Here is a 14,038-nt window from a genome sequence, read left to right on the forward strand (position 1 = left end):
ATATAATACTCAGCTCAACGAAAATTCGAAAATTAACACCAATAATCACCACGTAAGTGGTCTAGGAGATAGTGATGATCCAAGGTATCCAAATTACAAAAGCGGCAAACGACGACCTACTAAACTCTATCTGGCTATTAGATAGCGAAAAAAATGAAGCTCGTTGTGTTGCTGCAACTGCTGGCTACGAAGCAGACCAAGTTATCGCAATCAGCGACCTAGGTGAATACGAAAGCCGTGAAGTTGCAATCGAAACTGCTCCTCGTATCGAAGGCGGCCAACACCTAAACGTGAACGTGCTTAAACGCGAAACACTAGAAGATGCAGTTGCACACCCAGAGAAATACCCACAACTAACTATTCGTGTTTCTGGTTACGCAGTACGTTTTAACTCGCTAACTCCAGAGCAACAACGTGATGTAATCGCTCGTACTTTTACTGAGACTCTATAATCTCTCAGTAAACTAGCTCGCTAGAATTTAAAAAGCTTGGTCAGCAATGACCAAGCTTTTTTGTTTCAGAATCCTTCTAACCCCTTTCTATAATGGAAAGCAACTCGCCTCTAAGGTGCATTTCTTTGCGAAGGATCTTTCTGAAACGCTTGCGCTACAGAGGTTGGATCAAGCCTATCTCTTTGCAGTGACGCCCCTTCTGCCCACCAAATCAATTGATGCATAGTGCGATTCATATAGTTGTCCCACTGCGTCTGCTCCGACTCATCCGCAGCAACGCCCTGTTCATCAAAGACTTCTTGCGCTTTCGGAATGTGGATCATCGCAGAGACAGGTAGACATCCAAGTTCAGATAAGAAGGTACGCATCGACACTGCAGCACGAGCGCCACCCCATTGCCCTGCAGAGTAGGTCACGATAGCACTCGGCTTGTAAGAAAACAGCGAACTGCCGAAATGGTTAAGCATGTTCGCCAAGGCAGGACTCATCGAATGGTTATATTCCGGGCTAACCATCACATACCCATCCGCATGTTTGATTTTGTCTGCTAGCTCACTTAGGTGCTGCGGAACTTTAGAGCGGTGATAAGCAAACTCGGGCTTAAACACATCACCAAAGTCGTAATTCAAAGGGTCGATGATTTCGACCGTATGTTGCGAATGTTGACTCGCGATGAGTTTTTCACACGCTTTACTGACTCGCATTCCTAAACGGGCTGGTCGTGGTGGCGTGCTGTCTCTCACTGAGCCAAGAAAAATCAAAAAATGCATGCTTCTCTTTCCATCTCATTTAGTTAAGTTCGTTTCTCAATCATAAAGAGAGTCAAAACTTACCGACAATAAAAAAGGTGAATGATTACTCATTCACCTCTCGTTATTTCTGTTTTTGATACTTACTATACTTTGAAGCTTACTGCACGCGGCGCAGTACTTGTTTCAATGCGTCAAAGTCTGCGTCGAGCTCTTCCGATAGCAGCTCCATCGCAGCGTGCTTCGCTAGTGGCGCAGGAAGCTCGATATCGGATTCTAGAATATCATCCACGACTTCTTTGAACTTCGCAGGGTGAGCAGTACATAGGAACAGACCGGTTTCACCGTCTTGCAAGTGTTCTTCAAGAACGCGGTAAGCAATCGCACCGTGCGGTTCGCATAGATAGCCTAGAGCATGTAAGTCTTTCACTGACTGTGCGCTTTGCTCATCAGATACTGCACCTTTACCTAACGTCTCCAAGCCCCACTCTTTCACACGGCACAGCTCTTCAATACGAGGCCAGTTGTTTGGTTGGCTCACGTCCATCGCGTTCGATGTTGTTGCGACTGTTGGTTTTGGCTCCCACTTACCTGTTTCTAGGTAGCGAGGAACCGTGTCATTGGCATTAGTTGCAGCGATAAAGCGTTTGATAGGCAAGCCCAACGCTTTTGCCAATAGACCAGCAGTTAGGTTACCGAAGTTACCGCTTGGTACTGATACCACTAGGTTTTCACGCTCTTGCTTGCTCATTTGCGCAGCTGCTTCAAAGTAGTAACAGATTTGCGCCATCAAACGGCTGATGTTGATTGAGTTTGCAGAGTTCAGACCGATCTCTTCACGCAGTGCAGAATCATCAAAAGCTTGCTTAACCAGTGCCTGACACGCATCGAAGTCTCCATCGATCGCGACAGTATGGATGTTCTTACCAAGCGTACAGAATAGCTTCTCTTGCAGTGGGCTGATCTTACCTTTCGGGTAAAGAATCACAACGTTGATGTCTTCCATACCGTAGAAAGCATGCGCAACGGCTGCGCCAGTATCGCCGGAAGTTGCAGTCAGAATAGTGATCTTGCCGCCGTCCGAAACCGCAGCAAGAGATTGCGCCATAAAGCGACCACCAAAGTCTTTAAATGCAAGCGTTGGACCATGGAACAGTTCCAGAGCGTAAACACCGTCTTTGACCTGATTAATTGGCGCAGGGAATTGGAATGCAGCATCAACAAGAGCATTCACTTGCTCCTCTGTAAGTTCATCTCCAATTAACGCCGATAAAATCTTAGTGCTACGAGAGACAAAGTCTTCTGCAAGCAGCGCATCGATATCTTCAAATTTTGGTAATTCCGATGGGAAAAATAGACCTTGGTTACGGCCTAACCCTTGGCGAACGGCTTGGCCAAAGGAAACTTGTTCATCATTTTCTTTTATATTGTAAAGCTTCATAGCTCACTTCCTGTTACTTTCGAACCCTGCTTATCTAGACGACAAACGTGGACGAATCCTTCTTCGTTTTGTACGTAGTTTTGTTCTAACCAGCGAGCAACTCGCTCAGCGACATCTTTCTCTTTGCAAATACTGAACAGTGTCGGACCACTGCCAGAAATACCGGTTGCCAATGCACCCGCAGACGCTGCGTATTGACGTGCATTCGCAAAACCTGGAAGCAGTTTCTCACGATACGGTTCTGCGATCACGTCTTTGATCATTTTTGCAGCAAGTTCTGGCTGACCAGAATGACACGCATGAATAAAGCCCGCAAGGTGACGACCATGAGCAATGATATCTTGTCGGCGGTATTGAGATGGTAGGATCTCACGCGCTTCCGCCGTTGATACCTTGATACCCGGATACGCCATCACCCAGTACCAATCATCAAAGCAAGGCACTTCTTGACTGATGATACCCAACTCTTCAAGCATCAGTTGCACACCACCAAGGTAACATGGCGCAACGTTGTCGTAGTGAATACCACCAGAGATCTTGCCTTCCATCTCTCCCATCAGCGCTAGTAATTCTGTCTCGTTAAGTGGCTGTCCATGGAATCGGTTCAATGCATCTAATGCAGCAACGATAGAACATGCACTTGAGCCTAAACCAGAGCCAATTGGCATGTTCTTTTCTAGCGTCATCTCAAGTGGTTTTAGCTCAACGCCTTTTTTGTCTAACTCACGAGCAAACACAAGCCAACAGTCGTAAACGATGTTCTCTTTTGGTTCAGTTGGCAATTTCTCAACAAAATCACCCGCCGTTTTAAGGCTGAACGGATCAGCCCCAGATTTCACCAATACACGGTCACCCAATAGTGTGCCATCCACTGGAGACACGGCAGCCCCCAGCACATCAAAGCCAACGCTTACATTACCAATTGATGCTGGGGCATAAACCACTACATCCATATCACTTGAACTCATTATTGTTATACCCCTAGTTTCCAACCTAAAGTACGCATCACGTCAGAAAATACACCCGCAGCCGTTACTTCGGTGCCTGCACCATAGCCACGTAACACTAGTGGGATTGGCTGATAGTAACGGCTGTAAAATGCCAGTGCATTTTCACCGTCCTTGATTTTATACATTGGATCGTTTTCATCCACCGCAGCGATGCTTACTGTGCACTTGCCCTCATTAATCTCACCAACGTAGCGCAGTACTTTGCCTTCTTCCGCTGCCTTTGCAGATAATTCTTTAAAGTAGGCGTCTGCTTCAGGTAAACGCGCCATAAATTCATCAACGCTACCAGAATCATCAAAACCTGGTGGCAGTGCTTGATCAACCACAACGTCTTCTAGTTCTAGAGACATGCCTGCTTCACGAGCTAGGATCAGAAGCTTACGCGCGACATCCATACCAGAAAGGTCATCACGAGGATCCGGTTCAGTAAAACCATTTTCTTTTGCGATATTAGTTGCTTCACTTAGGCTCATACCTTCATCTAACTTACCGAAGATGTATGACAGAGAGCCAGAAAGAATACCGCTGAAGCGCTCTAGCTCATCACCCGCTGAGATTAGGTTTTGCAGGTTTTCGATTACCGGTAGACCCGCCCCCACAGTTGTTTCGTACATCAGCTTGCGACGAGAGCTGCGCGCAACATCGCGAAGCTGATGGTAGTAAGCCATGCTTGCTGTGTTTGCTTTTTTATTTGGTGTAACGACATGGAAACCAGCAGCTAAGAAATCAGCGTATTGGTTCGCGATATCTTCACTTGATGTACAGTCAACCAATACTGGGTTGATGATGTGGTTACGTTGAACCAAAGAAATCAAACGCGCTAGGCTGAACTCTTCTGTCGCAGCCGACATACGATCACGCCAATGATCGAGTGGCAGACCTTCACTATCAAGCAGAAGACCTTTGCTGTTTGCCAAGCCACACACGCGAATAACGATGCCTTTTTCCGCAAGCTTCGCCTGTTGACGCTCGATCTGATCCACCAGCTCACCACCAACGCCGCCAATACCAACCACGAATACGTCTAAGAAGTGCTTAGAGTTGAATAGGTTCTCGTGACACGCTTTGATCGCTTCAGAGATTTTATCTTCAGGAATCACGGCTGAGATAGCACGCTCAGATGAGCCCTGTGCGATGGCTACAATGTTTACGTTCACTTCAGCAAGAGATGAGAAGAAGCGAGATGCAACACCGCGCGATGTACGCATGCCGTCACCAACCAACGTTATGATTGAAACATTATCAATAAACTCGACCGGCTCTAATAAGCTATCTTTCAGTTCCAACTCAAACGCATCGGCCAGTACTTGTTGCGCTTTTGCTTTATCTTCTGCCTCAATACAGAAGCTAATGCTGTACTCAGAAGAAGACTGAGTAATAAGAACAATAGACACACCAGCGGAAGACATTGCGCCAAATACGCGGCTTGCCATGCCAACCATACCCTTCATACCTGGGCCGGAGACGTTAACCATAGTTAGGTCGTTTAGCGTCGTGATACCTTTGATCGCCAGATTGTCTTCACCAGTGTCTTGCCCAATCAAAGTTCCTGCACCTTGTGGGTTAAAGCTGTTTTTGATCAGACATGGGATGTGGAACTGCGCGATAGGAGCAATGGTCTTCGGATGCAAAACGGAAGCACCGAAGTAAGAAAGCTCCATCGCTTCTTGGTAGCTAAGAGATTTAAGCAGGCGAGCATCTTCTACTAAACGAGGGTCACAGTTGTATACACCATCTACGTCAGTCCAGATCTCACAACAATCTGCGCGCAGACACGCCGCAAGAACCGCCGCTGAATAATCAGAGCCATTGCGACCAAGTGTTACCAATTCACCTTTCTCGTTACCGGCGGTAAAGCCAGGCATAATGTTCACATGGCCCAGAGGAAGAGGGTTTTGGCGGAAGTTTTGCGTTGAAACGTCTACATCAACCATGGCTTCAAGGTGATCACCTTTTGCGTATAGGTATTCAACTGGGTCGATAAGATGCGCAGGTTGGCCTTTCGCTTCAAGTACTGCCTTCATCAATTGAATCGAAACGCGTTCGCCTTTGCTAATAATACGTGCATTAACATTGTTTGGGCACATGCCAAGAAGATTGATGCCATGAACGAATTGGCGTAATTGAGAGAGAGAAGTTTTCACTTGGTTATCGAAAGCTGAACCATCGATATTGGGTAGTACTGCTTGGATTTGAGTGAAGAGCGTTTTAAACGACTCCTCCAACTCTTTGATTTGTAGTTCTGCTTCACCATTGCGCAATGCGCCTTCAATGACCGCAACCAATTTGTTTGTTGTTTTACCAGGAGCGGAAAGAACAACCGCTACTTCTTCTTGTTGAGCGTTATTGGCAATAATGTCTGCCGCTCTCAAAAAGCGATCTGCATCAGCTAGTGATGATCCGCCAAACTTCAATACTCGCATCCCTTCCTCCGGTATATCTTCTTAAATTTGTCTAAATTCTGGATAAAAAAGCATAAAAAAAGGCCTGTATCTTGTTGGATACAGGCCTTTTTTGTGAATTTCTTTCGCTCAGCAGCCTGCCCCAACATGTGTCGTGTCGGTAATAATAATGGTCGTGGTCATTACTACTAGGCTGTTAGATGGCATAAATAAATATTCAACGTTAATTGTGTTTGCTTAACTCTACGTTTACCGAGTTTCTGATACATAGTCAACAAAAAATTGTTTGTTTTTACATCTTTCAGAGATTTCTGCTAAGCAATGTCATTGATATTTATAGTTAATTACACATTATTGATCATTTGAAAATCTACAGTTAGTTTTTGTAAAGGACTTAACCATCATCACCAGTTCGGTTTTTTATCTAATAACTAGTCTGATCTTTGCCATAAAACGTACGATCAAATAATTCGAGAGGGTTGTGACACATAACAACAACTTAACTGTGACTTATGTTCATAGGATCGAATTATTTAGAAAATAGGTGAGCTAGCTTTCATATTCTATGCTTTAATAGTGAGAAGCTTTGGGCGCATACTAATAAAAAAGTTGACACAAGGAGTGGTGAACATGAAAAGATGGCTTTTTCTGTTGCTGTTTTTTGTGCCTGGTGTTTGTCTAGCAAACGAGCTTCCGCCGCTTCCAGGTAAAACATCCCCTTCTCCTCATAAACTATTCATTTCCAGCGACAGTTATCAGTCTGACAGTTTTGATGTTTGGAATATCGATACGGGTTACGCCTACGAACTTTTTGATTCGGTAGACGTTTATGTCGGTGCGCGAGTCAATAACTCTCCTACCCAAAATCAAAGTGGTTTTTTGAGTGGGATCAGCTATCACTTTAATGATCGTGTCACGCTGAAAAGTACAGTTCGCTCTTACAAGAACGAAACAGCTGAAGGTATTCGCCAAGACGACAGCAGCCTCGCGGCTGAAGTATCAAGTCGCGTAAAAATTACCGATAAACTGGATCTTCACGCGACTCTTGATTACCAAGATTGGCAACAAGGCTTTGAGGTTGGTTTAGGCTTTCGTTTTTAGAAGTCCAGCTTTTGCTTAGAAATCAATACACCGTTCCAGTCCGCGTAAACGTAGTGCTTAGGTTGAACGATTTGGTTTTGCATCGTTAAGGTTACGTTTACCTCTCCTATCCCGCGTTTCTCTGTTTTAAACGGGTTAGTTCCAAGAGCTTGAACGCCAATGTCCATTTGAGATATTTGTGCTACGTCGCGTATTGCACCATAGACAATGATGCCTTCCCACCCATTTTCTATTCCGAGTATCGCTAATTGATCGCCGAGTAATGCTCTCTGACACGATCCATGCCCGTCAACAATCAATACTTTACCCGTTCCATCTTCGCCCAGTACTTCACGCACTTTCGAGTTATCGTGATAGCAGCGCACCGTAACGATTTCACCGTAAAAAGCGCTACGTTGACCAAAGTTCTGCAATGGTAAAGTAAGCAAGCTCACTTGGTCTTCAAATTGGTCACAAATATCGGGTGTAATGTCTCTCATATTTCCTCCGTGAATTTTCTCACCCAAGCGATGCTTCAGTGAGCAGTATCCTTTTCTATACCTTCTATACGAGCCGAGGTTTAATGGAGCCTAACGTATGAAAAACTTTCGGCTGCGAGCACGCAATAAGATAAAGTTGGTCATTAATGACGTAATAAATCGCGTTTTGTTGAAAGTCATTCGCCAATTCAACGGCTACCTCTGGCGACAACTCGACGGCAAAGCTTTCCTCATACCATGTAAAAGCGCTATCACCTACCGTGACAGGCGCGTAATTAACGTGCTGTAGCTGTTTTTCTAACGCGTGATTGTTTATGCTGTTCTCTTCTTTGGACCTCAAGTTACTGTATGGGTTCCAAGCGGTTATCACAGCATAGTTTGAAACACGCCACTCGGCTTCGAATCTGAAAAAAGATTCTGAATAAGCATTCCATAACGATGCGTCTATGTTCGTATTACTTTTTTCTATCATAAGTCTTAAACGATTAATAACAGTTACATTTCATCAATTGATATAAATCAACAAACTGAATGGAATTAACATTTGAGCATTGTTAGCATGCTGTTAACAATATAAAATCCGCTCAATATCTTAGGGTGTTTACGTTTCAGGCCCCACTGAAAGCAGGAAATGAAAGGTAAACAAGCCCTTTAGAATAAACGTCGCCATTGGATACTGGTGAGTTGGCAAAATTCCATGGAGGGCGGATAACTGAAAGAAGTGTTTTTTTGATCAACTTGATTTATTATCAAAATCACATTACCTGTATGTTATATTTTTGCCTAGAATTTATTCTATTAGCACAATTTTGTCACAAATTTAGGTACCGCCAATGCAAACCCCGCAGATTCTTATCGTTGAAGATGAGCAAGTAACTCGTAACACTCTTAAGAGTATTTTTGAAGCAGAGGGATACGCTGTTTTTGAAGCCAGTGACGGTGAAGAGATGCACCAAGTGTTGTCTGATAACTCAGTCAACTTGGTTATTATGGACATTAATCTTCCAGGCAAGAATGGCCTTCTACTAGCGCGTGAATTACGCGAGCAAGCGAACATTGCTTTAATGTTCCTGACAGGCCGTGACAATGAAGTAGACAAGATCCTAGGTCTTGAGATTGGTGCAGATGACTACATCACTAAACCATTCAACCCACGTGAACTAACTATTCGTGCACGTAACCTACTTAGTCGCTCAATGAGCTCTAACGCGGTGCAAGAAGAGAAGCGCTCGGTAGAAAAGTATGAATTCAACGGTTGGGTACTAGACATCAACAGCCGCTCTCTAGTAAGCCCTGCTGGTGATAGCTACAAGCTACCTCGCTCTGAGTTCCGCGCATTACTGCACTTCTGTGAGAACCCGGGTAAGATTCAAACTCGTGCAGATCTTCTTAAGAAGATGACTGGTCGTGAACTTAAGCCACACGACCGTACTGTAGACGTAACGATTCGTCGTATCCGTAAGCACTTTGAGTCTGTTTCAGGTACGCCAGAAATCATCGCCACTATCCACGGCGAAGGTTACCGCTTCTGTGGCGATCTAGAAGACTAGATTTAACCGCTAATATGCAAAGGGCTTGCTCATTGAGCAAGCCCTTTTTGTTTTAGGTCTAACGACTAATGCAACATCATTGCGGTTAATAAACCTTGTTAATCTTCACGTACTTTTCGACTAACCAACGCTGTTTACCCGCATCGTCTAGAAGCACTGCGATATCAACCGATTTTTCTGTGTTCACATCAATGTGAGACGAGAACGCCACCTCCCATCGGCTTTCACTGTGCGTTCGAGTATCTAAAGACGCACTGTCCACCAACCACTCTTTTTGCCCCTGTTTAATAATAAGAGCTTCTGCCGTTAGATTTGCAGGAAGTAACTGATATCCTTCGAGGTAAAGTGCACCTTGAATACTTTGCTCTTCCACGTCCCCAATATTCGGCATGAGGTTCACCCATAAATTACTTTTGAGCTCAACATTAACCTCATTAATCGTAATCTGACTGTTTTGTTGCCAATTCACATTTGGAACGGAACTACAGCCTGCCATCAATGCCATGGCTAATGCCAATGGTGCGATTCTTTTCATGTTATTTCCTTTGTTCCAACCAACTTTTGAGGACTTGAATATCGTTTTGGTATTCATTTTTGATCTCTTCAACCCAGTCTGAAATGTTTTCCCACCATGCTGGCATATCGGGCGATTGCGCTTTTTGCGCCACACTTTGGATACGTTTCAGGCCAATTGAACCTGCAGCACCTTTGATTTTATGCGCTTCAGAAACAATCCCATCTTGATCTTTCGCTGTCATGTTCGAATCTAAGACATCGATATAGTCTGGCATCATATCTTCAAACATTTTTATGCTGTCGTAGACAGGTTTTGCACCAACAATGTCGACGTAAGACTCTAACATATCCATATCGAGCAAATGTGTCTCAATCACAGGAGAAGGCACTGGCTCTTCCACTGTTTCGGGACCGCTCACCACTTCCTTAGGTTGTTCTAACTGGTGAGCGAAGAATTTATCAATCACTGACTGAATAGCATTCACTGCCAGCGGCTTACTGATCGCATCATCCATGCCGTTATCTAAGTATTCACGACGATCTTTCATTACATTAGCAGTTAAGGCGACCAATGGAGGAAGATTGTTATAATGCTTGCGGTAATAATTGGCGACATCAAAGCCCGTCATATCAGGCAGTTGGATATCCAACAACGCTAAGTCGTATTTTTCTGGCACAAAGTTCACTAACGCTTCTTGGCCCGTCATTGCCACGGTGACAGAGTGCCCTAGGCTCTCTAGTAACGATTTAGCCACAGTTACGTTAAGCTCGATGTCTTCGACCATAAATATGTTGAGGCGCACATTGTCGCGTTTCGCATCAATGACTGGCTCAGCTAGTTCAACAATCGGAACGTGGATCGATACAGTAAAAGTGCTACCAAAGCCTTCCTCACTGGTAACCGTAATGTCACCATCCATCATATTGATCAGTTGCTTAGATACCGCCAAACCAATACCTGTACCGACCGCATGCAGGTTGTCCTTGCCTGATTTCACTTGGTAGTACATCGCAAAGATCTTATCTAGCTCTTCGTCTGGGATACCAATACCAGTGTCTTCCACTTCCATAATAATGGTCGCAAAATCGTCTTCGACATCCGCGCTCACTGTCATCACAACGCCACCTTCTTTGGTGAACTTCATTGCGTTGCTGACCAAGTTCCAAATCACCTGACGTAGACGGGTTGCATCCACTTCAATTGCTTTTGGCAAGTCGCTTAAACGTTCTAAGTCAAAGCGTAACCCTTTTTGTTCCGCCATCAGAGCAGAGATACTCTCAATCTCTGCGACGAAGTCTTCGAAGTTAAGTGGCGCAGGTAATAGTTCTAACTTACGGCGATCAAATTTATCCATATCGATAATATCGTTGAAGATGTTACCTAGCGTAATCGCACTCACATTGATGGTCTGCATGTGTTTACGCTGCTCTTCTGTCAACGGACTATCTAGAAGCATACGACTTAAGCCTACAATGCCATTCAGCGGCGTTCGCAGCTCATGACTGATGGTTGAGATGAAGGTAGTTTTGTCGCGGCTTGCTTTCTCTAACGACTCTTCATGGCGCTTACGTTCAGTGATATCACGACCGAACCCAACGAGACCAAGGTGGCGGCCATCTTTGCTGTAAAATGGCACTTTACGCAGCTCAAAGTAATGCTTGCGACCATCTGGGTATTCGAGCCATTGCTCGTAAGTAATCGCTTGATTATCGGCAAAAACCTTTTGGTCAGTATCAACGATATGCTCGGCGATTTCTTTGCTATACACATCCCAAGGGCTTAATCCGACTAACTGGTGCTCTTTCTTGCCCGTTAGCTCTTCCATCGCGCGGTTACAGCCAGAGAAAACACCATCCGCATTGCGGTAGTAAATTAAGTCTGGTGAGGCATCAATAAATGAACGCAGTAATGCGGTACGTTCTGCCAACTCTAATTGAGTACGTTCGCGTTGGAACACCTCGTTTTCGAGGTCTTGCATCGCCTCTTCACGTGCTTCTTCCGCTTTAATACGCTCTTCAATTTCTTGGTTAAGCTTTTCAATGTTTTGTTGAAGTTGGTAATTCAGCTCTTGATCTCGCGAACGCATGTCCTTCAGTTTGGACACCAGCTTAGTTAAACGCTGGCGAGACTCTTCTAGTTGATCGACAACCACAGAGAGGAAGTAAACCGCCCAAGGGGTGATCAATAGACCAAAAAACACCGAACGGACAATGTCGATATCATCTACTCGCCCTTTGAGAGCTAAAGTAATCCCTACCTGCACCACAACAGCTAATGCCACCAGCGCAAGGGCTAGCAAAATAGAGAAGCGAACAATCCCCAGTTTGACTAGCAAGTCGACATAATACTGGGCGAGGTTTTTCATGGGTTTCATTAACTACTCCATGGTGGTGGCTAGATAGAGCCATTCGATGATGAAAAACAGGTAAATGCACTCGACCTAACGCAATTTAGGTCTGTTTGATTAGTGAAAAACACACGGTGCGATCTGCGCTTGTGACACGAGATAGAAAGATAAACCAACGAGCGCACAGGCTTCTGTAAGTTTAACGTGTTTAATACGGTGATTTAAACAATCAGCTATCAACTTAGAGCAAGCGGTCACAAAGCGTTAGCAAGAACTGGGGTGAATACAGGTGCGATTACGTCCATCAGCTTTAGCTTGGTATAACGCACTGTCAGCCATAGCGATGCCCATTTCGGGTTCATCACCATGCTGAGGAATGTAAGAGACCAGACCGATACTGACGGTAAGGCGTTCAGATGCTTCTGAACTGTCGTGTTCCATATCAAGCTGTAGAATTTTCTCATGAATACGCTGTGCTACGTTGCGCGCACCTTCCGTGGTGGTATTCGGCAAGATAAAACCAAACTCCTCGCCACCATAACGCGCAACACAATCCGAAGAACGATTGATGACTTGTGTAAACACGGTAGCGACACTGACTAACGCTTCATCACCTTGTTGGTGACCGTAACAGTCGTTGTAATCTTTGAAAAAGTCGATGTCACATAACATGATGGTGAGCGGCAGCTTTTCTCTAGCATGGTGGTACCACAATACCTGCAGTTGTTCGTCGAAACGGCGTCGGTTCGATACTTGAGTTAAGCTATCCATAAAGCTCAATTTTTCTAACTCTAGGTTGGCTTTTTCCAACTTTTGTTCTGCAAGATAACGCTCAGAAATATCACGCGCCATGATCAGCACACCATTCGTTCCTGATGCTTTATCTTTAAAAGGCGATTTCACCACATCAAACCACGTACTTTTACCATCACTACTCACGACTTTATCTATGTATCGAACTGGCTCTAACTGGCGTAATGCTTCTAAGTCACTGTCTGCTAAGCGCGCGTACATCTCTTTAGGAATCACGTCTTGGAGGCGCTTACCTATCAAATCAGAAATTTTTGAAATGCCTAACGCCTTAACAAAAGGCTGATTACACGCTTGATAGACCATGTTCTCATTGAAAATACCAATAGAGTCCGGACTGGCATCCAGAATCGTTTGTAAGATAGTATCTCTTTGCGCTAGCGCCACCTCTGTATCTTTGCGACGCTCCATTTCATCTCGCAGATTCTGTTGCATCTTGTGCCATTCAGTCACGTCATGACTAATAGACAGCGTACCGATAAGCTCACCACTCGGCGAAACAAGAGAGTTTTGATTGACTTCCAATAAGCAACTTCGACCTTGTGGATCCGTTGTCCATTTACGTTCGCTTTTTCTGGTCATCTCACCCAACGCCTTGGATGCGCAAGCTTCTTCCCTTCGCCCTTGCCAGAATTGATCAAATGCTCGATTGGTCGTTAACAGATTGCCTTGGCGGTCTTGGGTACAAATTAGCTCTGAAAGTGAGTCTAATGCCGAACGTGCGATGATTAATTGGGCAAGTTCTTGTTGCTGCTCTTGGTGAGTGGCTTGATATGGCTGAGCATAAAGAATCCAAACTCGATGATTGCGCAATAAACTCTTTCTGCCTGACAGCTCCACTTTAATAGATTCACTATCAGATAGTCGCCAGTCAAAAGCCTGCTGACGAAAATGACGACTAGAGAAGCGATCGAGAAACAGCTCAAGCTCATGAATATCGAATAAAGCAGGATACAAATACCCCGTTCCCAAAGAGCGAATGCCTAATAACTGCATCGCAGCCTGGTTAGATAGCAAGAGCTGAGCATGGCTAGTGTCCACCACTATGACTGGATAGGGAGAATCCGTTACTAGTTGCTTAAGTGACGTCTGAAAGTGCAAATAGATCAGTGCTAACGCACACACGCCTGCGATTAATAACAAGACGACATAGCCATAACCGCCTTGACCACCCCAAAGC

The 14,038-nt window shown here is 44.8% G+C and carries 13 protein-coding genes and 1 other annotated feature; of the genes, 3 read left to right on the top strand and 10 right to left on the bottom strand.

The genetic code is table 11. From position 1 onward, the window contains the following. Positions 1-74 precede the first annotated feature (74 nt). Positions 75-452: an autonomous glycyl radical cofactor GrcA gene (gene grcA / locus CAG68_RS11520; RefSeq protein WP_005381814.1), complete on the top strand. Its 378-nt coding sequence runs from the start codon at positions 75-77 to the stop codon at positions 450-452. A gap of 110 nt (positions 453-562) precedes the next feature. Here the strand turns inward: grcA and CAG68_RS11525 are convergent, their stop codons facing one another. From CAG68_RS11525 to thrL, 5 genes are all read right to left on the bottom strand, one after another. Then, positions 563-1,222, bottom strand: coding sequence for an NADPH-dependent FMN reductase (locus CAG68_RS11525; protein WP_005382842.1), 660 nt, complete (start codon positions 1,220-1,222; stop codon positions 563-565). A gap of 139 nt (positions 1,223-1,361) precedes the next feature. Then, a complete protein-coding gene (gene thrC, locus CAG68_RS11530; RefSeq protein WP_086046532.1) occupies positions 1,362-2,642 on the bottom strand; it encodes a threonine synthase in 1,281 nt (426 codons plus the stop codon). Then, a complete protein-coding gene (gene thrB / locus CAG68_RS11535) occupies positions 2,639-3,595 on the bottom strand; it encodes a homoserine kinase (RefSeq protein ID WP_017635074.1) in 957 nt (318 codons plus the stop codon). Before thrB ends, thrC begins: the two co-directional genes overlap by 4 nt. Before the next feature lie 20 nt (positions 3,596-3,615). Continuing rightward, the gene (gene thrA / locus CAG68_RS11540; RefSeq protein WP_065274188.1) at positions 3,616-6,075 is read right to left on the bottom strand and encodes a bifunctional aspartate kinase/homoserine dehydrogenase I; all 2,460 of its coding nucleotides are present in this window, start codon (positions 6,073-6,075) and stop codon (positions 3,616-3,618) included. Between the two features lie 53 nt (positions 6,076-6,128). Beyond that, positions 6,129-6,248, bottom strand: a sequence feature (Thr leader region). Then, positions 6,184-6,261, bottom strand: a complete 78-nt coding sequence (gene thrL / locus CAG68_RS11545) for a thr operon leader peptide (protein ID WP_074192076.1) — start codon at positions 6,259-6,261, stop codon at positions 6,184-6,186. (Overlaps the previous feature by 65 nt.) A 423-nt stretch (positions 6,262-6,684) precedes the next feature. Here thrL and CAG68_RS11550 point away from each other — a divergent pair, with 423 nt between their 5' ends. Continuing rightward, on the top strand, positions 6,685-7,155 hold the full coding sequence (locus tag CAG68_RS11550; protein ID WP_047102035.1) for a hypothetical protein: 471 nt from the start codon (positions 6,685-6,687) through the stop codon (positions 7,153-7,155). Here CAG68_RS11550 and CAG68_RS11555 read toward each other — a convergent pair. Together CAG68_RS11555 and CAG68_RS11560 are read right to left on the bottom strand one after the other, a co-directional pair. Further along, positions 7,152-7,634, bottom strand: coding sequence for a putative 4-hydroxy-4-methyl-2-oxoglutarate aldolase (locus CAG68_RS11555; RefSeq protein WP_005381822.1), 483 nt, complete (start codon positions 7,632-7,634; stop codon positions 7,152-7,154). The genes CAG68_RS11550 and CAG68_RS11555 overlap by 4 nt on opposite strands. Positions 7,635-7,698: 64 nt before the next feature. Beyond that, positions 7,699-8,106, bottom strand: a complete 408-nt coding sequence (locus CAG68_RS11560; protein WP_053306886.1) for a DUF3293 domain-containing protein — start codon at positions 8,104-8,106, stop codon at positions 7,699-7,701. Between the two features lie 361 nt (positions 8,107-8,467). Here CAG68_RS11560 and arcA point away from each other — a divergent pair, with 361 nt between their 5' ends. Beyond that, positions 8,468-9,184, top strand: coding sequence for a two-component system response regulator ArcA (arcA, locus tag CAG68_RS11565; RefSeq protein ID WP_005381824.1), 717 nt, complete (start codon positions 8,468-8,470; stop codon positions 9,182-9,184). 85 nt (positions 9,185-9,269) lie between these two features. Here arcA and CAG68_RS11570 read toward each other — a convergent pair whose 3' ends face one another. The 3 genes from CAG68_RS11570 to CAG68_RS11580 all read right to left on the bottom strand — a co-directional run. After that, positions 9,270-9,719, bottom strand: coding sequence for a hypothetical protein (locus CAG68_RS11570; RefSeq protein ID WP_161441167.1), 450 nt, complete (start codon positions 9,717-9,719; stop codon positions 9,270-9,272). Between the two features lies 1 nt (position 9,720). Next, positions 9,721-12,075: an aerobic respiration two-component sensor histidine kinase ArcB gene (gene arcB / locus CAG68_RS11575; protein WP_005381826.1), complete on the bottom strand. Its 2,355-nt coding sequence runs from the start codon at positions 12,073-12,075 to the stop codon at positions 9,721-9,723. A 237-nt stretch (positions 12,076-12,312) separates the two neighbouring features. Continuing rightward, on the bottom strand, positions 12,313-14,038 hold a 1,726-nt coding region (locus CAG68_RS11580; RefSeq protein ID WP_161441168.1), incomplete at its 5' end, for a diguanylate cyclase domain-containing protein.

The sequence above is a fragment of the Vibrio sp. V42_P2S4T144 genome (genome assembly GCF_009904715.1).
GTDB classification, from domain to species: domain Bacteria; phylum Pseudomonadota; class Gammaproteobacteria; order Enterobacterales; family Vibrionaceae; genus Vibrio; species Vibrio alginolyticus.

Excerpts from the sequence above, each read along its gene's own strand:
- grcA (WP_005381814.1), top strand. The coding sequence starts at position 75 with ATGATCCAAGGTATCCAAATTACAAAAGCGGCAAACGACGACCTACTA.
- CAG68_RS11525 (WP_005382842.1), bottom strand. The coding sequence starts at position 1,222 with ATGCATTTTTTGATTTTTCTTGGCTCAGTGAGAGACAGCACGCCACCA.
- thrC (WP_086046532.1), bottom strand. The coding sequence starts at position 2,642 with ATGAAGCTTTACAATATAAAAGAAAATGATGAACAAGTTTCCTTTGGC.
- thrB (WP_017635074.1), bottom strand. The coding sequence starts at position 3,595 with ATGGATGTAGTGGTTTATGCCCCAGCATCAATTGGTAATGTAAGCGTT.
- thrA (WP_065274188.1), bottom strand. The coding sequence starts at position 6,075 with ATGCGAGTATTGAAGTTTGGCGGATCATCACTAGCTGATGCAGATCGC.
- thrL (WP_074192076.1), bottom strand. The coding sequence starts at position 6,261 with ATGCCATCTAACAGCCTAGTAGTAATGACCACGACCATTATTATTACC.
- CAG68_RS11550 (WP_047102035.1), top strand. The coding sequence starts at position 6,685 with ATGAAAAGATGGCTTTTTCTGTTGCTGTTTTTTGTGCCTGGTGTTTGT.
- CAG68_RS11555 (WP_005381822.1), bottom strand. The coding sequence starts at position 7,634 with ATGAGAGACATTACACCCGATATTTGTGACCAATTTGAAGACCAAGTG.
- CAG68_RS11560 (WP_053306886.1), bottom strand. The coding sequence starts at position 8,106 with ATGATAGAAAAAAGTAATACGAACATAGACGCATCGTTATGGAATGCT.
- arcA (WP_005381824.1), top strand. The coding sequence starts at position 8,468 with ATGCAAACCCCGCAGATTCTTATCGTTGAAGATGAGCAAGTAACTCGT.
- CAG68_RS11570 (WP_161441167.1), bottom strand. The coding sequence starts at position 9,719 with ATGAAAAGAATCGCACCATTGGCATTAGCCATGGCATTGATGGCAGGC.
- arcB (WP_005381826.1), bottom strand. The coding sequence starts at position 12,075 with ATGAAACCCATGAAAAACCTCGCCCAGTATTATGTCGACTTGCTAGTC.